General features: G+C 63.8%; 23 protein-coding genes and 5 pseudogenes. 8 read left to right on the plus strand and 20 right to left on the minus strand.

Features of this window, described 5'->3' with window-relative positions; all coding sequences use genetic code 11:
* Nucleotides 1–139 precede the first annotated feature (139 nt).
* The 10 genes and pseudogenes from ACFQDL_RS02745 to ACFQDL_RS02790 form a co-directional block, all read right to left on the minus strand.
* Nucleotides 140–685: a 1,2-dihydroxy-3-keto-5-methylthiopentene dioxygenase gene (locus tag ACFQDL_RS02745; RefSeq protein ID WP_379907726.1), complete on the minus strand. Its 546-nt coding sequence runs from the start codon at nucleotides 683–685 to the stop codon at nucleotides 140–142.
* A gap of 19 nt (nucleotides 686–704) precedes the next feature.
* Nucleotides 705–1,382, minus strand: coding sequence for an acireductone synthase (mtnC, locus tag ACFQDL_RS02750; protein ID WP_379907727.1), 678 nt, complete (start codon nucleotides 1,380–1,382; stop codon nucleotides 705–707).
* Complete coding sequence (locus ACFQDL_RS02755; protein ID WP_379907728.1) at nucleotides 1,379–1,993, minus strand: methylthioribulose 1-phosphate dehydratase; 615 nt, start codon at nucleotides 1,991–1,993, stop codon at nucleotides 1,379–1,381. Before ACFQDL_RS02755 ends, mtnC begins: the two co-directional genes overlap by 4 nt.
* Nucleotides 1,994–2,106: 113 nt before the next feature.
* Nucleotides 2,107–2,918 (minus strand): annotated as a pseudogene (locus tag ACFQDL_RS02760) (amidohydrolase).
* Between the two features lie 73 nt (nucleotides 2,919–2,991).
* Nucleotides 2,992–4,062: pseudogene (locus ACFQDL_RS02765) on the minus strand (pyridoxal phosphate-dependent aminotransferase); the annotation flags it as partial.
* A 155-nt stretch (nucleotides 4,063–4,217) separates the two neighbouring features.
* A complete protein-coding gene (locus ACFQDL_RS02770; protein WP_379907729.1) occupies nucleotides 4,218–5,150 on the minus strand; it encodes a nucleoside recognition domain-containing protein in 933 nt (310 codons plus the stop codon).
* A 253-nt stretch (nucleotides 5,151–5,403) separates the two neighbouring features.
* On the minus strand, nucleotides 5,404–5,940 hold the full coding sequence (locus ACFQDL_RS02775; protein ID WP_379907730.1) for a DUF3299 domain-containing protein: 537 nt from the start codon (nucleotides 5,938–5,940) through the stop codon (nucleotides 5,404–5,406).
* A gap of 10 nt (nucleotides 5,941–5,950) precedes the next feature.
* Complete coding sequence (locus ACFQDL_RS02780; RefSeq protein WP_379907731.1) at nucleotides 5,951–7,204, minus strand: ABC transporter permease; 1,254 nt, start codon at nucleotides 7,202–7,204, stop codon at nucleotides 5,951–5,953.
* The gene (locus ACFQDL_RS02785; protein WP_379907732.1) at nucleotides 7,204–7,908 is read right to left on the minus strand and encodes an ABC transporter ATP-binding protein; all 705 of its coding nucleotides are present in this window, start codon (nucleotides 7,906–7,908) and stop codon (nucleotides 7,204–7,206) included. The genes ACFQDL_RS02780 and ACFQDL_RS02785 overlap by 1 nt, the downstream gene beginning before the upstream one ends.
* 5 nt (nucleotides 7,909–7,913) lie before the next feature.
* Nucleotides 7,914–8,552 carry a DUF2796 domain-containing protein gene (locus ACFQDL_RS02790; protein ID WP_379907733.1) on the minus strand — a complete coding sequence of 213 codons (639 nt, stop codon included), beginning with the start codon at nucleotides 8,550–8,552 and terminating at the stop codon, nucleotides 7,914–7,916.
* Nucleotides 8,553–8,702: 150 nt separating this feature from the next.
* Here ACFQDL_RS02790 and ACFQDL_RS02795 point away from each other — a divergent pair.
* Both ACFQDL_RS02795 and ACFQDL_RS02800 read left to right on the plus strand, forming a co-directional pair.
* Nucleotides 8,703–10,134 (plus strand): annotated as a pseudogene (locus tag ACFQDL_RS02795) (YcjX family protein).
* Complete coding sequence (locus ACFQDL_RS02800; protein WP_379907734.1) at nucleotides 10,131–11,210, plus strand: TIGR01620 family protein; 1,080 nt, start codon at nucleotides 10,131–10,133, stop codon at nucleotides 11,208–11,210. The pseudogene ACFQDL_RS02795 and the gene ACFQDL_RS02800 overlap by 4 nt, the downstream one beginning before the upstream one ends.
* Here ACFQDL_RS02800 and ACFQDL_RS02805 read toward each other — a convergent pair.
* On the minus strand, nucleotides 11,207–11,476 hold the full coding sequence (locus ACFQDL_RS02805; protein WP_379907735.1) for a GIY-YIG nuclease family protein: 270 nt from the start codon (nucleotides 11,474–11,476) through the stop codon (nucleotides 11,207–11,209). The two genes, ACFQDL_RS02800 and ACFQDL_RS02805, sit on opposite strands and share 4 nt — an antisense overlap.
* A gap of 250 nt (nucleotides 11,477–11,726) precedes the next feature.
* Here ACFQDL_RS02805 and ACFQDL_RS02810 point away from each other — a divergent pair, with 250 nt between their 5' ends.
* Entirely contained in the window at nucleotides 11,727–12,458 is a 732-nt protein-coding gene (locus ACFQDL_RS02810; protein WP_379907736.1) for a tRNA1(Val) (adenine(37)-N6)-methyltransferase, read from the plus strand.
* A gap of 265 nt (nucleotides 12,459–12,723) precedes the next feature.
* Nucleotides 12,724–13,206 (plus strand): Lrp/AsnC family transcriptional regulator, encoded by a 483-nt coding sequence (locus ACFQDL_RS02815; RefSeq protein WP_379907737.1) that lies wholly within the window; start codon nucleotides 12,724–12,726, stop codon nucleotides 13,204–13,206.
* 58 nt (nucleotides 13,207–13,264) lie between these two features.
* On the opposite strand, the gene ACFQDL_RS02820 is transcribed toward ACFQDL_RS02815, so the two are convergent.
* A complete protein-coding gene (locus ACFQDL_RS02820; RefSeq protein WP_379907738.1) occupies nucleotides 13,265–13,654 on the minus strand; it encodes a DUF3461 family protein in 390 nt (129 codons plus the stop codon).
* Between the two features lie 322 nt (nucleotides 13,655–13,976).
* Between ACFQDL_RS02820 and ACFQDL_RS02825 the strand changes: the two genes are divergently transcribed.
* Nucleotides 13,977–14,381, plus strand: a complete 405-nt coding sequence (locus ACFQDL_RS02825) for a hypothetical protein (RefSeq protein WP_379907739.1) — start codon at nucleotides 13,977–13,979, stop codon at nucleotides 14,379–14,381.
* 42 nt (nucleotides 14,382–14,423) lie between these two features.
* Here ACFQDL_RS02825 and ACFQDL_RS02830 read toward each other — a convergent pair whose 3' ends face one another.
* Entirely contained in the window at nucleotides 14,424–14,984 is a 561-nt protein-coding gene (locus ACFQDL_RS02830) for a DUF1285 domain-containing protein (RefSeq protein ID WP_379907740.1), read from the minus strand.
* 164 nt (nucleotides 14,985–15,148) lie between these two features.
* Here ACFQDL_RS02830 and ACFQDL_RS02835 point away from each other — a divergent pair, with 164 nt between their 5' ends.
* On the plus strand, nucleotides 15,149–16,102 hold the full coding sequence (locus ACFQDL_RS02835; protein ID WP_379907741.1) for a methylenetetrahydrofolate reductase: 954 nt from the start codon (nucleotides 15,149–15,151) through the stop codon (nucleotides 16,100–16,102).
* A 371-nt stretch (nucleotides 16,103–16,473) separates the two neighbouring features.
* Here the strand turns inward: ACFQDL_RS02835 and ACFQDL_RS02840 are convergent, their stop codons facing one another.
* From ACFQDL_RS02840 to ACFQDL_RS02850, 3 genes and pseudogenes are all read right to left on the minus strand, one after another.
* Nucleotides 16,474–17,211, minus strand: coding sequence for an aspartyl protease family protein (locus ACFQDL_RS02840; RefSeq protein WP_379907742.1), 738 nt, complete (start codon nucleotides 17,209–17,211; stop codon nucleotides 16,474–16,476).
* Between the two features lie 83 nt (nucleotides 17,212–17,294).
* A pseudogene (locus tag ACFQDL_RS02845) lies at nucleotides 17,295–17,668 on the minus strand (translation initiation factor Sui1).
* A gap of 79 nt (nucleotides 17,669–17,747) precedes the next feature.
* Nucleotides 17,748–19,070, minus strand: coding sequence for a deoxyguanosinetriphosphate triphosphohydrolase (locus tag ACFQDL_RS02850; RefSeq protein WP_379907743.1), 1,323 nt, complete (start codon nucleotides 19,068–19,070; stop codon nucleotides 17,748–17,750).
* Nucleotides 19,071–19,434: 364 nt separating this feature from the next.
* On the opposite strand from ACFQDL_RS02850, the gene bufB reads away from it, so the two are divergent.
* Together bufB and ACFQDL_RS02860 are read left to right on the plus strand one after the other, a co-directional pair.
* Nucleotides 19,435–20,283 (plus strand): MNIO family bufferin maturase, encoded by an 849-nt coding sequence (bufB, locus tag ACFQDL_RS02855; protein WP_379907744.1) that lies wholly within the window; start codon nucleotides 19,435–19,437, stop codon nucleotides 20,281–20,283.
* Complete coding sequence (locus ACFQDL_RS02860; protein ID WP_379907745.1) at nucleotides 20,283–21,050, plus strand: HvfC/BufC family peptide modification chaperone; 768 nt, start codon at nucleotides 20,283–20,285, stop codon at nucleotides 21,048–21,050. Before bufB ends, ACFQDL_RS02860 begins: the two co-directional genes overlap by 1 nt.
* 201 nt (nucleotides 21,051–21,251) lie before the next feature.
* Here ACFQDL_RS02860 and phrB read toward each other — a convergent pair whose 3' ends face one another.
* The 4 genes and pseudogenes from phrB to ACFQDL_RS02880 all read right to left on the minus strand — a co-directional run.
* Nucleotides 21,252–22,625, minus strand: coding sequence for a deoxyribodipyrimidine photo-lyase (phrB, locus tag ACFQDL_RS02865; protein WP_379907746.1), 1,374 nt, complete (start codon nucleotides 22,623–22,625; stop codon nucleotides 21,252–21,254).
* A complete protein-coding gene (locus tag ACFQDL_RS02870; protein ID WP_379907747.1) occupies nucleotides 22,622–23,593 on the minus strand; it encodes a YbgA family protein in 972 nt (323 codons plus the stop codon). Before ACFQDL_RS02870 ends, phrB begins: the two co-directional genes overlap by 4 nt.
* 9 nt (nucleotides 23,594–23,602) lie before the next feature.
* Nucleotides 23,603–24,262: a ChrR family anti-sigma-E factor gene (locus ACFQDL_RS02875; RefSeq protein ID WP_379907748.1), complete on the minus strand. Its 660-nt coding sequence runs from the start codon at nucleotides 24,260–24,262 to the stop codon at nucleotides 23,603–23,605.
* 76 nt (nucleotides 24,263–24,338) lie between these two features.
* Nucleotides 24,339–24,791, minus strand: a pseudogene (locus ACFQDL_RS02880) (sigma-70 family RNA polymerase sigma factor); the annotation flags it as partial.
* Nucleotides 24,792–24,924: the final 133 nt, after the last annotated feature.

Here is a 24,924-nt window from a genome sequence, read left to right on the forward strand (position 1 = left end):
AGGTCCATTGGATACAGCGTAGTCTGGAATGAGCCCAGGGCGAATTCCGGGAGGGGAAAACCGGAAAAAAGGCCCCAGCCGTCGTGCCCCCTGTCGGAATTCGCCCCTTCGGGGCATCATTCCAACGTACATCGAGGTTTCAGGCGTCGAACTTCGGGAAACGCTCGGCGATATCGTTGCCGGTGAAGTTGGCGACCCAGCCTTCCGGGTTGTTGAACAGCCGGATGGCGGTAAAGCGCGGTTCAGGCCCCATATCGAACCAGTGGGTGGTGTTGGCCGGAACGGAGATCAGGTCATTCCTGCTGCACAGCACCTGGTACACCTTGCCTTCGGAGTGCAGATAGAACATGCCCTCGCCGTCGACGAAAAACCGCACTTCGTCCTCGCTGTGGGTGTGTTCGCTGAGGAACTTCTGCCGGAACTCGTCCTTCTGCGGATGGTCCGCCGTCATGCTGACGACATCGACAGTGACATAGCCCTCGGATTCTTTCAGGCGCCGGATCTCGGCGTCGTAGGCCGCCATGATCTCATCCGGGTCCATGCCCGGCGTGATCTCGCGGTCGGCCTGCCAGCGCTCGAAACGCACGCCGATCCCGTTCAGAGCCGCGGCGATCTCGTCGCCCTGTTCGCTCTGAAGCAGCGGCTGCTGCGGATTGTCTTCGCGGTAAACGGTAATCGCACTCATCGTGAATCCTCTGCTCAGATCAGACGGTTATTTCATCGAAACGCTGCACCACCGGGTGGCCAGCCGCTTCGGGCTGTTCGTCGCGGGCCAGCAGGCAGGTACCCAGGCCCGCGTCACGCGCGGCATCCAGCTCCTCGACCACATCGGACAGGAACAGAATCTCTTCGGCCGGACAGCCGATCGAGGCCGCAATCTGACGATAGGAATCGGCGTCGCGCTTGGGTCCCGTGTTGGTATCGAAATAGCCGCTGAACAGCGGCGTCAGGTCGCCGAAGTCGCTGTAGCCGAACAGCAGCTGCTGTGCCTTGACCGAGCCGGACGAGAAGACATAAAGACGGATGCCCGAGTCGTGCCAGCGGCGCAGGTACTCGCAGGCATCCTCGTACAGATGCCCCTTGAAATCCCCCTTGCGGTAGCCTTCGACCCAGATCAGGCCCTGCAGCGCCTTCAGCGGCGTAACCTTGCGGTCCTGTTCGATCCAGTGGCGAAAGGCGCCTATCAGTGTTTCGAGGTCGGCTTCCATGTCGCCGAGCTCTTCCCGCGCCTGTTCGAGAATCGATTCGATCGCGGCCTCCCCGGCATGCTCGCGCAGATAGGCCGGCAGTTTTTCGTAGGCGTAGGGGAACAGCACCCGATGCACGAACTGGATATCGGTCGTGGTGCCTTCAATATCGGTCAGGATGGCCGTGGTGGTCATACAGGGGCTCCGAGACGTTTCATTTCCAGGACACAGGCGAAGAGGAATTCCAGCCCTTCGAGGTGGCGTCGGGCTTCGTTCATGTCACGGCCCCAGGCATAGAGCCCGTGTCCGCGCACCAGCAGGCCCCAGCTCAACGGCGCCTGGTCCCAGCGCTCGGTGACGGCAGCGGCCAGCGCCTGCATATCCTGGGTATTGTCGAACAGGGCGATGCGGATGGCTTCGTCGTGTGTCAGGTTGCCGGACAGCGACTTCTGCATCTCGAACCCCTCGATCTCGAGCCAGTCGCCGGCCGTCAGCCGCGACAGCACGGTGCTGTTGACCGAATGGGTATGCAGCACCGCACCGATACCGGCATCGAGACGGTACAGGCAGCAATGCAGCAGGGTTTCGGCCGAGGGGCGCAGATCGCTGTCCAGCACCCTGCCTTCCAGATCCACGCGCAGCAGGTCCTGCCCGGTCAGATGACCCTTGTGCCGCCCCGAGGCGGTAATCAGCGCAGCGTTGTCACCGCTGCGCTGCGAGAAGTTGCCGCCGGTGGCCGGGCACCAGCCCTGCGCATCGATCCAGCGGCCGGCATCGAGGATGTCCTCGGTGGGAAGTGTGCTCATTCCACGCCTGTCTTTCAGTTGTCAGTCAAAGCCCGGATCCGCAGTGGATTCCCGCGGCAGGGCCGATAGTGTACGGGATTTGGCCGAGACGGCGAAAGCCTGTCGGTGACGGGTTACGCGTCACCCGTCACGCCCATCAGATGGAATTCATCCGCATCCTGCCAGGCAGGGAAGACTTCACGGAAACGGACCAGCTCAGCGGCATCGAGGGTCTTGGTCGCCACGAAGGCCTCAGCCGCCGGACGGTCGATAACGGCCACGCCCTTGAAATCCACCAGCATCGAGTCACCGCTGTAGTCGAGACCCTTGGCGTCCTGGCCGATGCGATTGACACCGGCGACGTAACAGAGGTTCTCGACCGCCCGGGCCTGGAGCAGAATCCGCCAGGGTGGCGCCGCGGCGCCGGCCAGTTGGCGACGCAGAGCAGCAGGTCATAGTCGTTGCGATTGCGCAGGAAGACCGGAAAACGCAGGTCATAGCACACGCTTGGCAGAATGCGCCAACCGCGGTACTCGATCAGCACCCGGCGCTCGCCCGGGGCGTAATGCTCGTGCTCGCCGGCCATGCGGAACAGGTGGCGCTTGTCGTAATGTTGGTGGCGGCCGTCCGGTTCGACGAACAGCAGCCGGTTGACAGGCCCACGCTCCGTCGCCGTCACGACACTGCCGCAGATCGCCGCACCGAGGCGGGCCGCCTGCTCGCGCAGCCAGGCCAGGGTCGGCCCCGCCTCCGGCTCGGCCAGCCCTTCGGGTGCCATTGTGAAACCGGTGGTGAACATCTCCGGCAGCACCACCAGGTCGGTGGTGCCGGGAAGCGGTGCCAGAAGGGACTCGAAGTGACGCCGGTTGGCGTCCGGGTCCTGCCAGTGCAGTGGCGCCTGTACCAGGCTGACGCGAAGATCGTCTGTCGGATTCAGATGCTGCATAGACGCTGTGCCGCCTCCTCAGTGTGGCCTCGCCCTTGGCGAAGCAGAAACGGACCAGGCGGCGCTCGAGCGGCTGCTCGCAGAAGACCGATACCGGAATCGCCGCGACGCCGGCCTCGCGGGTCAGCCAGCGGGCGAAGTCGGTATCGGCCAAGTCGCTGATCTCGCTGTAGTCGACCAGCTGGAAATAGGTCCCGGCCGCCGGCGTGAATCGGAACCGGCTGGACCCGAGCAGCTCGTTGAACAGGTCGCGCTTGGCCTGGTAGAAGGCTGGCAGCTCGAGATAATGCTCCGGCGCCTCGGTGAGGAAATCCGCCAGCGCCAGCTGTACCGGCGTGATGGTGCTGAAGGTCAGGTACTGGTGCACCTTGCGGAACTCGGCACTGAGCGACGCCGGTGCGACGCAGTAACCGACCTTCCAGCCGGTGCAGTGATAGGTCTTGCCGAACGACGAGACGACGAAGCTGCGCCGGGCCAGCTCTTCATGGCAGAGCAGGCTCTGGTGGGTGCGGCCGTCGAAGACGATATGCTCGTAGACCTCGTCGCCGATCAGCAGGATATCGGTATCGCGCACCAGGGCCGCCAGCTGCTCGAGGTCCTCGGCCGTCAGCAGGCTGCCGGTCGGATTGTGCGGCGTGTTGACGATGATCATCCGCGTACGCGGATTGATCGCATCGGCGAGACGCTGCCAGTCGATGCCGAAGTCGTGCGGCTGCAGCGGTAGGCGCACCGCACGACCGCCATTGAGCTCGATCGCGGGCTCGTAGCTGTCGTAGCAGGGGTCGAACAGGATCACCTCGTCGCCACTGCGCACCACCGCCGCGATGGCGGCGAACAGCGCTTCGGTCGCGCCGGAGGTCACGGTGACCTCGGTCTCGCTGCAGGGACGATGACCGTACAGGCGTTCGCACTTGGCGGCGATGGCCTCGCGCAGCGCGGGCACCCCGGTCATCGGCGCGTACTGGTTGGCCCCCTGCTCGATGTAGTGCGCTACCCGCCGGCGCAACGCGGCGGGGCCATCGAAATCGGGAAAGCCCTGGGACAGGTTGATCGCCCCGAGGCTGGCGGCGAGCTGGGACATCTCGGTGAAAATGGTGGTACCGACCTTCGGCAGCTTGGTCTCGGGATACCGCATCGGGCGCATTCTCCTGGAAATGGACTGTGCCGGGTTCCATTCGTCGGAATTCGCCCCTTCGGGGCATCATTCCAACCTACGTTCGAAACCGCTCAGTTTACAACAGAGATGCCATCTAGGTAGAGGCGTAGACTGGAATGAGCGACGCGAATTCCGGGGCGCTCTCAGAAAATCAGCAGATGCAGTACGCCTCGCAGAACCATCCCGGCCAGGGCGCCGAGCACCGCCGCGCGGGCGACGGCACCGACCCGCTTGCCGGCCGCCCCCAGAATCGCCACCCCGGCCAGGTCCAGCGGATGGGTGACGAACCCCGCCATGCGGTTGAGGTCGTGGGCACTGATCAGGCCCTGGTTCATCAGGTCCAGGGTCACGCCCATGAACGCCGTGCCGCCGGCGATGAACTTGGTGACGATCGGCAGCACCGTCGCCTCGGGCAGTCCGAGCAGATTCAGCAGCGGGGTCATCAGGGCGCCCAGTAACGGTATCGCCCCCAGTGCCTCGAGGGTGCCGACGAAACAGAGCGCCAGCAGCAGCATCGGCAGCGAAGCCAGGGCGATCTTCATGCCCTCCTGGCCGCCGTCGGCGAGTATCTCCATGGTGCTGCGCCGTTCCTTCACGCGCGAGACGGCGCCGGCATCCCCCTCCGCACCGTCGTCAAGACTGCGTGCCAGCAGGTAATAGGTCAGCGCCGCGGCGAACAACCCGCCGACCAGGGAAGTGACCAGAATCACCGGCAGGTTGAGCCCGACGGCCACCATCGGAAAGACCACATTGGCCTGGGACATGGTCAGCACCATCGCGAAGGTCGCGGCGATATGGCGCAGCGAGGTGCCGTTGCGGTCCATCAGCGCCAGGGTCGCGACCGGCGCGGAGAAGCTCACCAGCAGCAGCTTGATCATCGCGAAGATGCCAAGTCCCGGCAGCCCGAACAGCCTCAGCAGCGGTGCCAGCCGGTTCGCCACCCAGGCCAGCACGCCATGGGCCTCGAGCAGCTTCATCAACGCCAGCATCACCACCAGAATCGGCAACAGGATATAAAGCGCCAGTTCGACGGCGGTACGCCCGGACTCCAGTATGACGCTGACGATGGCTTCCATTCCATTCTCCGGTGCCGACGAAAGCCGCAGATTTTACATGAATCGTTAGGCGTTAGGCGTTAGGCGTTAGGCGTTAGGCGTTAGGCGTTAGGCGTTAGCCGTTAGGCGTTAGGCGTAGGGTGCTGCCAAGCGAAGCGCGGCGCACCATTGGCCTTGATGGTGCGGTTCGTCGCACTCCACTGTAAACCGCTCCTGCGTTTACAGCATTTCCACCGCCCATGGTGGTCACCGGCACCCCACGGTCCGGTCACCATTATTCCGTGTACGGCTCGATGCGGTAGGCTTCCAACCGGTAGCCGGCCGAGGCCAGGTCATGGCTGAACGCCTCGACGGTGAGAACGCCCGTGATCCAGACGGCATCGTAGAGGTTCTCGAGCCGGGTGCCGGGCTCGAAGGTGGCATGGACGATCTGGTTCGACGGCGGCGGCGGCGTGTGGATGCAGGCGCCGAACCAGGGCACCAGGAAGAAGCTGGTCACGGTCTGGCCGTCACCTTCCAGCGGCACGACGAAACCCGGCAATCGGACCATGCGCCCGTCCAGCTCCGGCACCACCGGCGCCGACTGCAGCGCGGACATCATCTCGTCGAGCTTGCGCTGGGCCCTGGGATCGAAATCGTCGAGATCGCCGAAGTCCTCGCTGCCATAGACCTGCTCGAAACTGAAATTCTGCGGCATCAGCGCCTCCCAGTCGATCGTCTCGACCGGCTGGCCATTGAGCGACTCGGCCGCGGCGGCCGGCAGGATCCAGCAGCACAGCAGCAGGCAGCAGACAGATATCAGTCGTTTCATCATCAACTCTTCAGATTCGGATGCTCATGCCGTCGGCCAGCGAATAGCGGTAGGCCCGCCAGCCCGGAATCAGTCCGGTGAGTATACCGGCCCCCTGCACCATTGCCAGCAGCGTCCACTGCCAGAGCGTCGGTGCCGAGACCCCCAGCTGCAGCCCGAGCTGCTGCTCCAGCAGCGGCTGCAGCAGCCAGAGCCCGCCATACAGAAGCGCCAGCCCCAGCAGGCAACCCAGCAGCGTCAACAGCGCCGCCTCGCTGGTCAGCAGCAGCAACAGCTGCCAGGGCCGGGCGCCGACCGAGCGCAGGATCGCGATCTCGCGGCGCCGCTCGTTGAGCCCGGTCAAAAGCACCGTCAGCAGTCCGGCGAGGCCGCTGAAAACGACGCAGGCCGAAATCGCCAGCAGCGCCCGTTCCGCGACGTTCATCAGGCTCCAGAGTTCGGCCAGCGCCACCCCCGGCAGGATCGCCAGAAGCGGCTCCTTGCGATAATCGTTGATCGCCCGCTGCAGCTGGAAGGTCGCCAGTTTCGACTTCAGACCGACCAGAAAGGCGGTGATCTGCTTCGGCGTCAGGTCCTGTTGCCGGATATCCCCGATCTTCTGCCCCGGCAGTCGGGTACCGGACTCCCAGCCGACATGGATCGCCTCGATCGCTTCGAGGCTGACCAGCAGGCTGCGATCCACTGGCGTGCCGGTACGCGCCAGTATACCGGCGACCCGAAACGGCTGGTCGTCGTGGCGGGCGAAACTGGTGTTGCCCAGGCCGTGGGCGATGACCAGCTCCTGCCCGACCTCATAGCCGAGACTCGCCGCGACTTCGGCGCCGATCACCGCATCATGGAGGTCGCTGAAGGGGCGACCGTCACTCAGCTCGACCGGGCGGCCGCGACCGTAGCGGAAATGTTCGAAAAAGGCGGCACTGGTGCCGACGACACGAAAACCGCGATGCGAATCGCCGAGCGACAGCGGTATCGTCCAGTCGACCTGGCGGTGACCGGCGATCTCGCGGTAACTGCGCCAGTCGATGTTGTTGCTGGCATTGCCGATATGGAAGATCGAATAGAGTAGCAACTGGGTCTGGCCGCTGCGGGCACCGACGATCAGGTCCGTGCCGGAGACGGTATTGGCGAAACTGTTGCGGGTCTCGGTGCGGATCTGCTCCACGCCGAGCAGCAGCATCACGCTGACGGCGATCGTCAGCACCGTCAGGGACGCGGTGCCGCGGCGGTTCTTAAGACTTTTCCAGGCCAGTATCCAGATCGCCATCAGGCCGCCCTCGCCGGCCGGTTGAGTTCCGCCAGATCGAGCCGGCGCTCGAAATGCCCTGCCAGGGCGCCGTCGTGGCTGACGAACAACAGGGTGCTGTCCTGCAATCGCGCCTCCTGCAGCAGCAGTTCGATGAAGGCGTCGCGGGCGTCGGCATCGAGGGCCGAGGTCGGCTCGTCGGCAATCAGGATCTCGGGGCTGCCGATCAGCGCCCGCGCCGCCGCGACCCGCTGCTGCTGGCCGATCGACAGTTGTGACACCGGCCGGGCGAGCAACGCCGGATCGGACAGCTGCAATTGCTCGAGCAGGCGTCGTGCCTCGCCGTCGAGGGAGTCGGCGCGGGCCAGCGCCCGGTCCCTGCGCTGGCGGGAGAAATGGCAGGGCAGCACCACGTTTTCCAGCACCGACAGATAGGGCAGCAGATTGAACAGCTGAAATATCACGCCCAGGTGATGGGCGCGAAAATGATCCCGCGCCGCCGCCCCCAGAGTGCCAAGATCCCGCCCCAGCACCCTGAGATGACCGCTGTCCGGTGTCAGCACGCCACCGATCAGGCTCAGCAGCGTGCTCTTGCCGCTGCCGGACGGGCCCTGGACAAACAGCTTTTCACCCTGTCCGACCCTCAGCGACGCTATCTCCAGCACCGGGTTCCCCGGTTGCCAGCCAAACTGTAACTGCTCGATCTCGATGGCTGCGGGCTGCATATTACCTAGAACTCGATCCTGGTCTGGTTGGAGGTCAGCGTCAGCCCCTGCTGTCCGGCGCCGATGAACTGTACCCTGAGGGACTCAAGACCCGGGAAATGGTGGAAGAGTTCCACGCTCATGCCATCCAGTTTATCGGGACGGGCGCAGCGGAAGCGGTAGCTGACCTCGAAATCGGCATGCGCATTCGGCTCGTCGCCTGCGTGATCATGCTCGTCGTGATCGCCTTCGTGACCGTGTTCCTGTTCTTGTTCTTGTTCTTGTTCGTGCTCGTGCTCATGCTCGTGCTCGTGCTCGCCATGACCGTCATGACCGGCGGCGCCGGTGTCCAAAAGCGCCTGCTCGACCTCGGCCCGGTCCAGCAGGCAGAGCGCGGCTTCGGACAGGCGCAGCATCTCGTACCCCTGCTCCAGGGTCGCGACCGCCTGCTCGACACGCTGACGCTCGTCCGCCGCCACCGCCCGATGCTCGAAGCCGACCAGATTGATGGCCGGTGACAACAACCGGGCCTCGAGCACCGGGCCATCGATGGCGATATCGAGCTGCGCCGCGCCATGACTGTGGCTGCCGTGCCGGCGTTCCATTTCATCCGCCTGGGCCTGGGCTCCCAGGGCGATCAACAGTGTCAGGGTCAATCGTTTCATGCCGGTCCTCTCACAGCTGGCGGCTCGTTCCGCCGCAAAAAAACGATACAATATAACATTCCAGCAAGGCTGACCATATTCGCAAGCCGCTGTACCGGACCCGGCTCCGGTGGCAGACTGTAGGCGCATGCAGATCCAGGGATGAAATCAATGGCGAACGCTCTGTTCCGTCGCTCCCGGGCCGCCTCCGAGCAGCTGGCACGCGATGTCGGCATTCAGCTGGACCGGCTGCGGGACCGCCGCCTCTGCCTCGGTGTCACGGGGCTCAGCCGCAGCGGAAAATCCACCTTTATCACCAGCCTGATCAATCAGCTGTTGCAACACAGAAAGTCCAGCCTGCCGGGGTTCTCTCCGGCGCTGAGCAACCGCCTGCTCGATGTTCGGCTGCATCCTCTGGAAACCCCCGGACTGCAGCCCTTCCCGTACGATCAGGCGTGGCAACAGCTGACGGCACAGCCGCCCGCCTGGCCGGAGCCGACGCGCGACGCCAGCGGCTGTCTGCTGGAACTGCGGCTTGGGCGCAAACCCGGCGGGCTCAACCCCTTTGCCCGGGACTATTTCTCGCTCTGGCTGGAAATCCGCGACTATCCTGGCGAGTGGTTGCTGGACCTGCCGCTGCGCGAACTCGGCTTTCGCGACTGGTGCCTGGAATGCAGCCACCGTTTCAGCCAGCCCCCGCCCGGAACTGGCGCCCGAGCTGATGGCCCAGCTGGCCGGAATCGACCCGCTGGCCCGGGCAGACGAAGGCCAGCTGAAGCTGTATCAGCAGGGTTTCCGTGATTTCCTCGCCGCCTGTAAGGCGCGGGGACTGAGCCAGATCCAGCCCGGCCGCTTTCTGCTGCCGGGACGGGACGACGATCCGGCGCTGATGGCGTTCGTGCCGCTGCCGGGTCTTGCCGGCCTCGACGAGTCGAGCCTTGAACAGGCTGACGACGACAGCTGGTACGGTCTCTGCAAACGTCGCTACGACGCCTATGTCCGGGAGCTGGTCGATCCCTTCTACCGTGGTTTTTTCAGCCGTATCGACCGCCAGATCGTGCTGGTCGACGTGGTCAGCGCACTCAACGGCGGCCCCGAGCTGATCGACGACATGCGCGAAGCGCTGACCCGCATCACCGACAGTTTCCATTACGGCCGCCAGAACCGTCTGCTACAGCTGATCCGGCCCCGCATCGACCGGGTGCTTTATGCCGCGACCAAGATCGACCAGGTGATTTCCGACGACCACGAAGCCGTGCGAACCTTTCTCGCGAGCCTCGTCAGCGACGCCTGGCGCCATGCCGAATACGAGGGTATCCAGCCGGTCTGCGAAGCCACGTCGGCCGTGCGCTGCTCGCGGGAGGTCGAAGACCGGGGCGATCGCGCCGTTTCCGGATTCGACAGCGAAGGCCGGCCCGTCGGTTATGTGCACCCGAGATTCCCGTCCCGGCTGCCCGACGAGGCGCACTGGCAGCGCCTGATGGATTGGGACATACCGCCGCTGCGGCCGCCCTCGGGGCTCTCGGCGCGCAATGGCGACGCCATTCCCCATATTCGCCTGGACAGCGTTCTGAATCTGTTACTGGGAGACAAATGCGTATGAGTACCGAGCCCGACAACTCCGAACGCGACAGTCGCCGCTTTACGCCAGAGTCGCAGGCCCGTTCCGCCGAAGGGGCCGATACCCCGCGTCAGGCCCGGCGTTTCGTGCCGCAACCCGACGACCGGCTGGAGGCGGTGCCGGAGCCGGTCACGGCCGCCGAATCCTTGCCGGGACTCGAGCAATACAGCCGCCTGCGCCTGGAGCGCCTGCCGGTGCGAGGACTCGGGACACTGGGAGCCGGCCTGCTGCTGCTGGTCACCGTCGTCGCGGTCGCGGAGCTGATCAGCCTCTTCGATGCCGCCCTGAGCCTGCACTGGCTGGTTGCGACTCTTTTTGCGGCACTGATCGGCTCGGTGGCGCTGCTGGCACTGCGTGCACTGCTGTCCTTTTTCCGTGCCCGCCGCAGCCTCGACCAGCTGGGCCGGCTGCGCGGGCGTGCCGAACAGCTCGGCGGACGCCATACCACCGGGCGCAGCCGGGCACTGCTCGAGCAATTGAAAGGCTTTTACAGCGCCAAACCCCAGGCCCCGCTGCTCGACCGGGCTCTGGAGACACTGCCGGACTACAGTGATGACAGCGAAATCCTGCGCCACCTCGAGCAGCATTTCCTGCAGCCGCTGGACCGCGAAGCCATGAAGCAGATTTCGGGCTACAGCGCCCAGACGGGGCTGGCCGTCGCGGTCAGCCCCTGGGCAGCACTGGACATGCTGCTGGCGCTCTGGCGCAGTCTGCGGATGGTGGACGATATCGCCCAGATCTATGGCGTGGCCCCCTCCTGGCCCAGCCGCCTGCGGCTGATCCGCAAGATCCTGACCCAGCTGACCCTTGTCGGCGCCAGCGAACTGGCGATCGACCAGATGACGGAGGACCTCGGCAGCACGGCGCTGGCAGGTGCACTCAGCGCCCGTGCCGGTCAGGGGCTCGGCGCCGGCATCCTCAGCGCCCGAATCGGGCTGGCCGCCATGCAGGTGTTGCGCCCGCTGCCTTTCGGCGAAGACCAGGCGCCCGGCATCCGTTCACTGCTGCGCCCGCTGATCGAGAAGCTCAAAACCCGGCTGGGACGGCGGAAAGATTAAAGGCACTTCGATTCGGCGATCAGCGCCAGCTTGGCCCGGCGCGTCAGTGCCTTGATCTCGATTTCGCGCCGCAACGCCTCGCCCCTGCCCGGCTGCGGCTCCTGCCAGGCCAGTTCGACCGGCCGCCGGGCCCGGGTATAGCGCGCACCAAGACGGTTGTCGTCGTTGTGCTCGCGCAGCCTTCGTTCCGGGTCCGTGGTGACGCCGGTGTAGAGACTGCCATCGGCGCAGCGCAGCATATAGACGAACCAGGACTGTTGCGACAACTCGGATCCTCCCTGAAAGTCGCGCCATTGTCGGTTACCCGGCCGGCGGGATCAACGGGGAATAGAAAACGTAGGGTGGAATGAGCCTGCGAATTCCACCGGTGCCAACAGTCACCAGCGGTGATCGATCCAAACGAGTCCGGAAATAACCGGAAACCGCTGGTGGAATTCGGTTCCCTCATTCCACCCTACAGCCAGCAGCCGCGATCCATTAAGATGGGCACCATTCTTCAAGCAGCCCCGACCCGCCATGCCCCGACGCCGCAACAGTTATTTCCAATGCCGCCAGTTCCGTATCGAACAGGGGGACTGCGCCATGAAGGTCACGACCGATGCCAGCCTCCTGGGGGCCTGGGCGCCGGTCGGACAGGCGCGCCGTCTTCTCGATATCGGCACCGGTACCGGTCTGCTGGCCCTCTTTGCCGCTCAGCGCAGCCCGGCCCGGATCGACGCGGTCGAAGTCGACGCCGCCGCTGCCGAACAGGCCCGGCAAAACTTCGCCGCCAGCCCCTGGGCCGACCGGCTGCAGCTGATCGAGGGCGACATTCGCGACCTGGCCCGGGACATGCCGGGACAATACGACGCCATCCTGTGCAATCCGCCCTTTTTCAGCGCTTCGACGCCGAATCGCTGCGAACGGCTGGCCCGCGCCCGCCATAACGACGCCCTGCCGCTGGCGGACCTGCTCGATGTGCTCGAGCGGCTGTTGAGCGGGGACGGTCGCGCCTGGCTGCTGCTACCGCCGAAGGAGACCGGGGAGGTACTGGCGGGACTGGAGCAGCGCGATCTCCATCCGCGTGGACAGCTCGAGGTGTGCAACGACGCCGACAGCGAGCCCCACCGTATCGTCCTGCAGCTGGAAAAGCGTCCGGGGCCCTGTGCCGTCGAGGAGATCCGGCTCTACGAACGACACCCCTTCCACACCGAAGAGGCGGCGCAGCTGTTCGAGCCCTATTACGTCAAGCTGCGCCGCCGGCCGTAGGGCACCATGAGCCTGCGAAACGTGCCGTTGATTTCGGTGCGGTTCGTTGCACTCCACTGTAAACCGCTCCTGCGTTTACAGCATTTCCACCGTCCATGGTGGTCACCGGCACCCTACATTCTATCCGGCTTCCGTAGGGTGCTGGTAAGCGAAGCGCACCGCACCTTATTGCCGAACGCCGGCACGGATTTACGCTGAGTCTTGGTGATTCCACGCTTAAAAGCCTAGAATTCTGCACCTATTCACCAATATTCACGGAGCAACGATGTCCAGCCACAAACTCGATCGCACCGACCGCCGCATTCTGGAGCTGCTGCAACAGGATGCCAGCCTGTCCGTGGCCGAGATCGCCGAGCGGGTCGGCCTCTCGTCGACACCCTGCAGCCGCCGCATCAAGCGCCTCGAGGAAGATGGCTACGTCGCCCGCCAGGTGGTGATTCTGAATCCGGCCCGCATCGGCCTGCCGATGACGGTACTGGTCCATATTTCCCTCGAGGCCCAGACACAGGAGCGCCTGGGCAGCTTCGAGAAGGCGATCAGCGAGCTGCCGGAAGTGATGGAGTGCTATCTGATTACCGGCAGTACCGCCGACTACGTACTGAAGATAGTGGTTCCGGATCTGGACCACTATCAACAGTTGCTGCTCAATCAGTTGACCGGCATCGCCGGGGTTCGGTCGATCATCTCCAACTTCGTGCTGCGTCAGCCGATCGACCGCACCGCCTACCCGCTGGATCATCTGGCTTGAGGGCAAAGCTTCAAGCCCCAAGCCGCCTGGAGCCTGCAGCTTGAAGTTGATACTTTCTTCACAGCTCCTCGATCTGGCGCTTGAGGTCCTCGATCTTGTGCGAAACCACCTTCTCCAGGTGCGCCAGTTCCTCCAGCAGCTGCGCCTTGCGATCCACCGCCTGCTTCTCCTGGGCCACCAGCTGATCCAGTTCGGCGACCGCACGCAGGTAGTAGGGAGACGACTCGGTGGTCGCCCGGTAGGGCACCAGTCCCTCGTTGACCTTGATATTCTTGTGCAACCGCTTGAACTTGAATTTCCTGCTCTTGGCGAACCACTCGCCATGGTGGCGATGGTAATAGATTTTCAGGACATCGATATCCCCCTCGATGCGCGTACTGTAGCGCTCGATATCCTGAATGTCCTCGATGCCCATCGCCTGCAGGGTTTCGAATGTCTTGCCGTTCATGCCCGCTTCGCTCCCGACTGACCCAACTGCACGAAGTATAGCCGCTTCCCGCGCGCGCCCGGTGACATGCCGGCTCGGGGGCTGGATGCAGCCCCGGCGAAACTGTCTATACTTTGGGCAAGCGCAGGATAATCATCAAAACAGCGTTGAAGTACGGCACGTACAACCAATCTTACCGGCCAGATACAGGACCCTCAGACGCCTTTCACGCCTCTCCCCTCTACCGGTCAGCCAGACGCTGTGTCACCTGCGAGTTGTGCGGTCCGATGCTCCGATGCAACGTTGGCCGCGAGGGTTAATTTCTTGCTGATAGGGCCTTTAAATGGACTGCGAAATCACCGGATTGACCGCCGATACGATCTTGCGAACCCTGGAAACCTATCCGGGCGCCGAGTGGGTGAACATTCCTTATCGCTGCCCCTGGGAAAATACCGTCAGCCGCCATCCGCTGATTTCCGACCGCATGGCGGAGCGCATCCGTTTCCGGCTCCCCTTTCCCGCCAGCACGCTGGAGATCCGGATTCTTGCGGCCCTTTCAGGGGGCAAACTGTTCGAGAACGATCTCGTCACCCTGCTCGGCGGCGACGAGGAGGACAGCCTTGAAGCGATCGAGGCATTGCATCAGCGCGGTCAGATTGCATTGTGCGAAAGTCACAATGTACGCCACTGGCTGATTGCCGATATCGAGCTGCGCAAGCTCCTCAAACGCGAACTGGAACTGGTGTAGGTCTGAACGCCTTCTTCCCGCCAAGGCGCGATGAACCTGGAATCAGAGATGGCCAAGGCTGAAACGCTCGCCGCAGCTGTACACCACCAGCTCTTCACCGCCGTCGGCTGCGGGCTCGATGCCGGCCATCTCGACCAGACGGTAGAACAGATTGCGATGAATGCGTCCGGCCATGCCGAAACGGACTGCCAGCTCGGGCGCCGGCTCTCCGGTCTGCGGATCCTGCCGGACACAGAGGGGATGCCCGGGGCCTGCAACGACATGGTCACCGGTCCTGCTGGTGAAATGCAGCTCCGGCCCCCGGCCGCCGTCACGGACCTCGAGCTCCACCCACTGAAACGGCAGATCGTCGACCTGGATCCCGACCTTCTCGACCGGCGTCTTGAGAAAGTAGCGCCCCTCTTCGCGCCAGAGCACCCTGGAAAACAGCCGCACCATCCGCTCGCGGCCGATCGGGCTGCCGCAGTAGTACCAGGTGCCGTCGCGGCCGATGCGCATATCGATATCACCACAGAACGGCGGGTTCCATTTTTCCAGCGGCGGAATACCATCGCCCTCGCTTTCGAGCTGGCGTTCTGTCCCGGCCAGGTCAAATCCGGTCATGCGAGGCTGACTCCTCTTGGCGTTGTGGGGGCCGGCTCGGGCCCGGATTAGAATCGTTCAACTTTACTGTAAAACATTTCATCATATAACCCAATTACATGAAAAACGTTCACTGTTAGAATTATCAGCACTTAAAAGACAGACGACAACGGCACAGTGCAGCTATGAGAATCTCCCTGGAAGAAAAATTCGCCGATCCCACCCGCGGGGTCTATTTTGTCGGCACGACGCCCCCACGCGACGATACCGAGCCGGAGAAGGTCCAGGAGATTGCCGACAAACTGCTCGCCCGCCTGGGCCAGATCGATTACGACGGTCTTATCGTCTATGACATTCAAGACGAAAGCAGCCGCATCAGCAAGCCGCGTCCCTTCCCCTACATGCAGACCCTGGATCCGCGAGTCTATTCAAGCCTGCTACGGGAGAAATCGGTACATCGGGTAATTACCTACAAGAGCGTGGCGCAACGCGACCGCGCCGATTTCGAGCACTGGCTCGAGCAGTCGCGCGAGGCATTCAATATTCGCGACCTGGTGCTCGTGGGCAGCCCGTCGTCGGAAGGCGAGATCCGTCTTTCACTGGCCGATGCCTACCGCGCGCTCGAGCAGCATCCGCTGAACTATCACCTGGGCGGCGTCACCATTGCCGAACGCCATGCCAGCAAGGGCAACGAACACCTGCGCCTGCTCGACAAGACCGCCCAGGGCTGCCAGTTCTTCATCTCTCAGGCGGTCTACAATGCCCAGGCGACCATCGATCTGCTCAGCAGTTACGCCCGCGAGTGCCGCAACCGCGGTATTGCGCCGAAGCGCATCATCCTGACCTTCACGCCCTGCGGCAGCGCCAAGACGCTGGAGTTTATGGAATGGCTGGGCATTTCGGTGCCGGAGGCGACCCGCTGGCGCATCCTGGACGCCAAGAACCCGCTGGCGGAGTCTGTCCGGGTCTGCCGCAGCAACCTCGACCAGATTCTCGAAGCGGCGATGCCGCTTGGCATTCCGCTGGGCCTCAACATCGAGAGCCTGACCAACCGCAAGGACGAGATCGATGCGTCTATCCGGCTGTTCAAGCTGCTGAAGGCGACTCTGGATCTGAAGCTGGCAGAGAGCCATTTGTAGGATACTCCATGGCGTCTGCCCCCTGATCGTGGGAGATTCTATGGTTCCTGGCCACCCCTGATCATGGCCGGTGCCATGGTCGATATTTCGTAGGAGCCTCGCTCCGGGGCGAAAAGCTCTGGTACCGAGGCTGTTCGCACCGGGGCGGCGCTCCTACGCCGGGCGCTGAATTTTCGGGGGCGGCTTCAGCGCGAAGGGGAGGGCTCCAAAGGCGGCTATTCGCGGCTAAAGCCACTCCCACGGGTAAGTCAGCACGAATCGCAGAACGCGTGATGCCAAAGGTTGGGCTGCGCCCAACATGGTGGGTTACGCGGCGTCCCAAGCACCTGAATACATTCCAATTCCGCGGCCGTTACGCCGCTAACACCACCCTACGGCGGTGCATCGACTGTATCGAGTTCCCTGAGCAGCGATTCCAGCTCGCTGTAACGTTCCGGCTCCCAGAGAATCAGTTGGCGCTCGTAGTCGATCTTGTAACGGGCGTTCATCAGGAAGTCCATTCCAAGCAGGCCGTCGTTGCCGACCGACGGCCCCTGGTGATCGATCACCATGGCGCGCACGTTGGCAACCTTGTACGGACCGATTTCGATGCGGTCGAAGTTGACGCTCTGGGTCTCGATGCTGCCGCCGCCGGCGACCCGGGCATAGCCACCCGGACGGGTTGCGTAGCTCAGACCGCTGAGAGCATCCTTGTGGAAAACCGTGCTGGTCGCACCGGTGTCGAGCACCATTCGCGTTTTCGCGCTGCGCCCGCCATAGACGACGGTCACCGGCACCAGCACCCGGTTGTTGGCGACCCGCACCGAGGTTTCCATAGTCCTGAGCAGTTGCTCGAGCTCCCGGCGCCGCTGGCTGAACTGCTGCTGGCGCTGCTGGTCTGCCCTCTCGCTACGCTCCCTGGCCAGCTCATCCGGGCTTTTCCCCTCGGAGTATTCCTGGCGGCTTTCGAGCTGGTCCCGATACTGCTGCGGTACCTTGCTCAGGCTATCGACGAACACCTGACGTCCCCGGTCGTCGACATACTTGTAGATACGCGCCTCGGCCGCGGAGGCCAGTACAAGCCCCAGTGCGAGCATCGAGGCGCCGAACACCCTGATTGGAAACGCCATAGCCGGATCCTCCTTCCATCCCTGATGTGCAGGGCCCACTAGCCCCACAAGTCGCCGTTCATACTTGTGAGTACGGGGCAGGGCTAACCTCCCGCCAGTTTGACGCGGAAGCCCTCCTGCTCCAGCGCCTGCTTCAGCCGCTCACGGTGATCGCCCTGAATCTCGATCACCCCCTCCTTGAGCGAACCGCCGGTACTACAAAGCTTCTTCAGTCTTTTGCCCAACTGTTTCAGCTCCGCTTCCGCCAGCGGCACCCCGGTGACCGTGGTCACCCCCTTGCCCTTGCGGCCCGACGTTTCACGCCGGATACGCACGATTCCGTCGAGGGACTGCAGCCGGGCCTGATCGGCCAGATCGGCGCAGATGCACTCGGCCAGGGTTCGCGACATTCCGGGCAGATATCGCCCTTCTCGGTAGAATAGACCAGCCCGCGCAGCTGATCCTGCAATGAAGCCATCACCTTTTCTCCCGGCACGCCGAAAAACCGCTTCCGGCGCGCCTGACTGTTCAGTAACAAAGCGCCTATTGTACCCGCTTCAGGGGTTGAGCCCACCTATCTGCCGGGCCAGATAGGTGGCATAGGTATCGGTCATCCCCCCGATGAAGTCCAGCGCCCTGCGATAGGCGGCATAGAGCGGCGTCTGCGGCGACGGCGCATGGATGCCCATCAGGCTGAGAATCTTTTCGCTGCGATAGTTCAGCCGCTCCGGTCCCTTGACGTGCTGGTCGTGAACGGCCCGGCAGAATGCCTCGAGCAGCGTGCCGAGACTGCTGTAGCCGCCGACCTCGAGTTCGGTCTTGCGTGTATCGGGAAACACCCGCTCCCGCGCCAGGCGCTTGGCCCGCGCCAGGCCATCGCGCACGCCCTCGTTGCCATCCGCCAGCAGCTCGCCACGGTACTCCCCGGCCATGATGGCGTCGTAGTGACAACAGAAGGCCGACAGCGCCGACTCGATCATGTTCTCCATCGCCGTGCCCCGCAATGCCGAAATTTTGCGCCGCGCCGACGCCTGGGTCGCGAAGATCGCATCGTCGTAGCGCAGGTCGCCGCACAGCTGCAGCAGGATGGGTCTGATCTCGTCGAAACCGAGGATGTTCAGTTCGATGGCGTCTTCGAGATCCAGAATCGCATAGCAGATATCGTCGGCCGCCTCCATCAGCCAGGTCAGCGGGTGGCGGCTCCACCAGTGCGGTCCCAGCGGGATCAGTCCCAGCTCCTCGCCGAGCTTGTCCAGTATCGCCCGTTCGCTCTGGAAACAGCTGAACTTGCCGCCGGCGGTGGCCCGCTCCACGGTCCAGGGATACTTCAGCAGCGTGCCCAGGGTGGGATAGGTGAGTCGCAGGCCGCCGTCGAACAGGTGATTCTCGATACAGGTGACCACCCTGAAACCCTGGGCATTGCCTTCGAAGGTCTCCAGGTCCGCCAGCTCCGGCGGACTCAGGGTCTCCAGCAGGTCGCCAGAAGCCTCGCGGCGGAACCAGTCGCGGATCGCGTATTCCCCGGCGTGCCCGAACGGCGGGTTGCCGATATCGTGGGCCAGACAGGCGGACTGGACCACGGTCCCCAGGTCATGGGGACTGATCCAGTCCGGCAACTGGCCGGCGATCAGTTCACCGACCCGGATGCCGAGGGTACGCCCCAGACTGCCGACCTCGATCGAATGGGTCAGGCGGGTATGGATGTGATCGTTCAGCGCCAGCGGATGCACCTGGGTCTTGCGCCCGAGCCGGCGGAAGGCGCTGGAGAACACGATACGGTCGTTATCCTTGTGAAAGTGACTGCGACCGATTTCGCGCGGTCCCAGGTGCTCATGCCCGTATCGCCGCGTCGTCAGAAGCCTGTCCCACTGCATTGCCATCACTGTCTCTCCTCGGGATCCCAAATGGCCGCTTATCCCGAGTATACCCGGCAGGCGAGGCGGTCGTCTCCCGCCGACAGGCTCCGGCGTCCACATGAGAAAATATCCAGACCGGGCGCAGGAACTTACGTAAAACGGCGGTTTCGAACGCTGAATGGGAAATGAACAGCACCGTTATTACCGAACCCGGTTGAAGTGCGGCAGCAACGGACTACAGAAAGCTGCTAGACTGAGTCGCTACCGACTTTGGTCGTACAATGTCACCGGCAAAAGGGACTGCGAATGAACAACACCAACAACAAGCCATTCGTTGCAATCCAGCCCGCCCCGGGCTGAGCAGGGCTGAACGGGGGATACCGCCACCATGAGTGACTATATCCACTGGAGTCTGAAAGGGGCAGGCATCAGTTTGCGCAGCTGCAATGTCGATGAAATCATCAACGAACGCCCCAATATCCGCTGGTGCGAGGCGCTGGTCGACGCTCATCTTGTCGAAGGCGGCGAAGCCCTGCACAGCCTCGAGCGTGTTCGTCACCAGTATCCCGTGACGCTGCACGGCCTGGGACTGGCCCTGGGATCGACGGCGCCGCTGGATACCGGTTACCTGGTCCGGATCCGGGCCCTGGCCGATCGCATCGATGCCAGCTGGATCTCCGACCATATCTGCTTCACCAGTCTCGGCAACTGCTTCAGCCACGAACTGCTGCCGCTGCCCTACACCGAGGAGTCGCTGGACCATATCGCCTCGCGCATCAATCAGGTACAGGAATTTCTCGGCCGCCGTATCCTGCTGGAAAACCCGGCCCGCTACATGAGCTACAACCACTCCACCCTGAGTGAGGGCGAGTTCATGGCGGAGATGGCCAGACGCGCCGACTGCTACCTGCTGCTGGATGTCAACAACAGCTACATCACCGAGCACAACCTCGGCGCCGGTGCCCTGGACACGATCAACAGCCTGCCCCCGGAGCGGGTGCGCGAAATCCACCTGGCCGGCTTCGACAGCCGGGCCGACTACCTGCTCGACAGCCATAACAGCCCGGTCAGCGAACCGGTCTGGGCACTGTACGAAGAGGCACAGAAGCGCTTTACCTGCGCTCCCACCCTGATCGAATGGGAACAGGATGTACCGCAACTGTCGGTTATCCTCCGGGAAGTCAGACGCGCCCAGCGCATCATGCGACGGATACAGGGTAACCGGAGACTGATCTGATGCGACTGGAGCAGCTGCAGCAGGCCCTTGACGAAGCCCTCCAGGGTCGGTCGGAGCCGGCCCTGCAGCACCTGGTCAGCAGTCGGCGGCTGTCGTCCACCGAGTGTCTCGAGCTGTACCGGCAGCTGTTACTGAGTGCCCACCTCAGGACTCTGCAGCGTCTGTTCCCGGCCTGTGCCAGGCTGCTGGGAAGGGCCCATTTTCAACAGCTGGCCCGGCACTGTGCCCACTGCAGCACCGGCCCTCCGGGCGAATGCATGCCCTCGCGGCTGGCGCAGTACCTCGACGGCCAGCCGGAACTTGCCGGCATGCCGTTCCTGCCGGAACTGGCGCAGCTGGAATGGCTGCTCTACTGCGCCTGGCGCGCACCCGACGATCCCGAGCTCAATCTGGATATCCTGACCGAATTCCCGGAAGAACTTCACAGCGAGGTGCGGCCTATTGCCAGCCACGCCCTGCGGCTGATGAACAGCAGCTGGCCGGTTTACGAGATCTGGCTGGCCTGCCGGCAGGAAACCCTGGCAACCGCTACTGGAGCTGCCCGGCGGCTGGCTGTGCATCTACCGCCACCTCGATCGGGCCCAGGTCGAGAAGGTCGACGATATCCAGGTCCTGATGCTCAGCGGCATCCTGCTGGGCTACAACCTCTATCAGCTCAGCTGCGACGTGCCGAACCTGAACGAGCTGCTGACCTGGATGATTGCCCGCGGCTGGATATCACGCCTGGAGTTCTCCTGCGTTGCCGGCGACACGGAACCCAGGTCTGAATGATGCCCCAAAAGCGTTCGGCCGGGCGGCGTTCCACGGCCGGCACAAGGTGCTGGTGTTGAACGGAACCAGGGATTCAAAACCCGAAATTCGCCTTCGGCTCATGTAGGTTGGAATGATGCCCCGCAGGGGCGAATTCCGACATCGGGTTGCCACGGCGGCTGAAAAGTCCCCGGAATTCGCCTTCGGCTCATTCCAGTCTACGCCCCCTTGTAGGCATCCAGCGCCGCCTTGCGCACCCGGGCGTAATCGATGATCGGCGCGAGGCCGCGGACCCGTGCGGTCGTGGCCGGGTCATGGCGCTGCCTGGCCGGCAACTGCGCCAGCTCCGGCAGCCACCGGCAGACGAATTCGCCCCGGGGATCGAAGCGCTCGGACTGGCGCATCGGACTGAAAATCCGAAAATAGGGCGCGGCATCGGCGCCGACCGACGCGCTCCACTGCCAGCCACCGAGGTTCGAGGCGAAATCGCCGTCGATCAGGCGACTCATGAAGTAATCACAGCCCAGGCGCCAGTCGACACCCAGCAGCTTGGTGAGAAAGGAAGCCGTGACCATGCGCAACCGGTTGTGCATCCAGCCGGTTGCAAGCAGTTGGCGCATCGCCGCATCGACGATCGGGAACCCCGTTTCGCCACGACACCAGGCCTCGAACCGCTCGGGCCGCTCGAGCCAGCGGATGCGGGCCTCGACGTCGGGCCGAAAAGGCGCATACCTGCTCAGCTGCGGGAAGGCGACCAGCAGATGACGATAGAACTCGCGCCAGATCAGTTCGTTGACCCAGCTGCTTTCGAGCCAGCCCGACCCCAGCGCCAGCCGGGCCGCAGCCAGGCACTGGCGTGCCGACAGCTGGCCGGTGGCCAGATAGGGGGACAGCCGCGATGTCGAATCCAGCGCGGGATAATCCCGCCTTTCGCCGTAAACGCCGAGGTCATCGGCCACGAACTGCTGCAGGCGAGCCGCCGCGGCCGCCTCGCCGGCCGGCCAGAGTTCGGCGTCAAAGGCCAGGTCCGGCACCGGCACCGGGTCGGATTGCAGCGCGGTGACAGTCCTGGGCCGCGGCGCCGGCAGGCAATCGAAATCGCCTTGCAGCAGCAGCCGCCGCCAGGCCTTGCTGAAGGGCGTGAAGACGCGAAAAGGCTCGCCCTTGCCGTTGAGTACGACACCGGGCGGCAGAATCAGATCGCCATGAAAACCCTCGACGCGGATACCGGCCTGGCGCAAAACGCGTTTGACCTGACGGTCCCGGCGTCGTTCGTTGAGGGGATACTCGTAATTGAACCGCAGAGCGCCGGTCGCAAGCGTGCGACAGAGGGTAAGCAGCGCCGGGGCGCAGTCATCGAAGCGGGGTACCTCCAGCACGCGCAGCGGGATATTCAACGCCTGAAGGCCGACCCGCAAACGCGCCAGCGCATCATGCCAGAAGGCCAGTTTCACCGGGGCATCGAGGTGCTCCTGCCATTGCTGAGGCGTGCGCACGACGACCGCCACGACCGGATCGCCGGAGGCGCAGGCGGCCGTCAGCGCGGGGTTATCCGCCAGGCGCAGATCATTGCGGAACCAGACGATGTTCATATGAAGTTGCGCAGGCCCAGCTGGTAGGGATGCGGATCGAGATAGGACTGCTGCTGGATATAGTCGCTGCCGTAGCGCTTGAGGTAGTGCTTGATGAGCGTCAGCGGCACCACCAGATGCACCTCGGCGCGGCGGTAACGCTCGATCACGTCCAGCAGCTCCTGCTTGCAGTCGCTGTCGATCGACTTTTTCAGGTAACCGAGTATGTGCATCAGCACGTTGACATGGCTCTTGCGGCTGGCGCGCTGGGCCATATGCGCCATGAACCCGGCGATATAGGTGTCCATCGCCTCCTGCAGCGGCAGGCTGTGGGCCTCGGCGAGATAGCGCCCCAACTGGCGATAGCCCTCGTAACTGTGGGCCATCAGCAGATACTTGCTGCGGCTGTGATACTGCAGCAGCGCATGGTAGCCCGGATCCGCCTCGACCTCGGTTTTCCAGCGATTCAGCGCGAATACCCGGGTAATGAAGTTCTCGCGCAGCACCGGATCGTGCAGCCGCCCCTCCTCCTCCACCGGTAACAGCGGGTTCGCTGCCATCAGCGCCGCGGCGAAAATACCGCGCCCGGCGGCATTCGGAATGCCGTTCTCGTGGTAGATCTTGACCCTCTCCATGCCGCAGCTGGGCGAGCCCTTGATCAGGATATAGCCGCACAGGTCCGGCATCCGGGACGCCAGATCGCGCCCCTTCTCGGCCAGGGCGTCGGTCACGTCCAGATCCGGGTGCTGGGTTCCCAGGGCCCGGGGCGCGGCGGGATCGCCGACCAGCCTGATCGCTTCGCGCGGAACGCCAAGGCCAACGGCGAGTTCCGGACAGAAGGGCTTGAAGTCGAAACAGTCGGCCAGTACCTCGAGACAGTAGCTCGAGCGCTTGTGACCGCCGTTGTAGCGTACCTTTTCACCCAGCAGACAGGCGCTGATCCCCACCGGGATACGGTCAACCTCTGCCAGTATTGGACTCTCGTGCATGGCCGGAACCTACATGCCTATAAAGGGTTGAACCAGGCGCCCCATCAGACCGCTGAACTTGAGCGGCGCATCGGTGGCGATAAGACAGATGCAATCCTCATCGGTGTCGTTGAGCGGCTGATGCGAGACCTCCAGATCGAGGTCTGCGACATCGCCGGCCCTGAAGCGCCCCAGCTCGTCATTATAGGAGCCGCGCAGCACCAGCGTCAGCTCGCTACCGCGGTGACCATGGTGCGGCACCGAAACGCCGGGGGCAATTCGCAGCAGGCGTGTCGCACCGGGCCCGCCGAGATGCAGATCGACCTGCTTGACGCCGGGCGCAAGACTGCGCCACTGCAGACCGTCGAGGGAACCCTGCAGCCGCTCGGCAAGGGCCGAGGGCATGTCCGGATCCCGCCGCGCCGCACCGCGCGCGACAGGGGCCGGCTCGGGCATCTCGCTATCCAGGCGCTCGAGCACTCGTGCCAGGGCGTCGCCGCTGTCCTCGAGCGCAACCGGCTCGAGCACCTCGAGCAGGGCGCCGCCGACCGCTTCCGCCTGCAGCAGCCGCTCGCGACACTGCGGGCAGCGCTCCAGATGGCAGGCCACCAGCAGTGCCATGCCCGGCACCAGCGAGCCCGCGGCATAAGCCATCAGGGTCGCATCGTCCAGATGATGACGTATGTTCACGACGGCTCCCCCACATCAGCTTGAGTTTGTCGAACGCCAGCCGCAACCGGCTCTTGACGCTTCCCAGCGGTATCCCGAGTATCTCGGCGATTTCAGAGTGACTGCGGCCGTCGTAATAGGACATGTACAGCACCTGGGCCTGGGCTTCCGGCAACTGCCGGATACAGGCCGCCATGCGATCACTGAGCACCGCCCCCTCCCCGGCATGACGCTCATCGGTGTCGGGCTCTTCCGGATCGAGCTCGTACAACGGCATTTTCTCGCGCCGCAGCCGGTCGATGCAAAGATTGCGGGCCAGCGTGAAGATCCAGGTGCTCGCATTGGCCTTGCCCGGGCTGAACAGGTGCGCCTTGCGCCACACCGACAGCATCGCCTCCTGGGACAGTTCGTCCGCCTGCGCCGGCGACATGCCAAGGCGCATCAGGTACGCCTTCACACGCGGGGCAAAATGCTCGAAAAGCCGGGCAAAGAGCGCCCGGTCGCGCGTCTCGGCCAGCAGAGCCAGGCAAGCGCTCCATTCTTCCCGCATCGGGGGTGCCTCTTTGAACAACGGGGTGACAGTAGCCACATCGCCTCCGGAAGATTGTGCTCGTGATCCTGAGTGCTATACGCTGCATCGCCTGAAATGGATCAGCACCCATCGGACCCGGAAACGGTGATCT

Origin of the sequence: Marinobacterium aestuariivivens (assembly GCF_042661465.1) — a bacterium.
Classification (GTDB): Bacteria; Pseudomonadota; Gammaproteobacteria; order Pseudomonadales; family Balneatricaceae; genus Marinobacterium_A; species Marinobacterium_A aestuariivivens.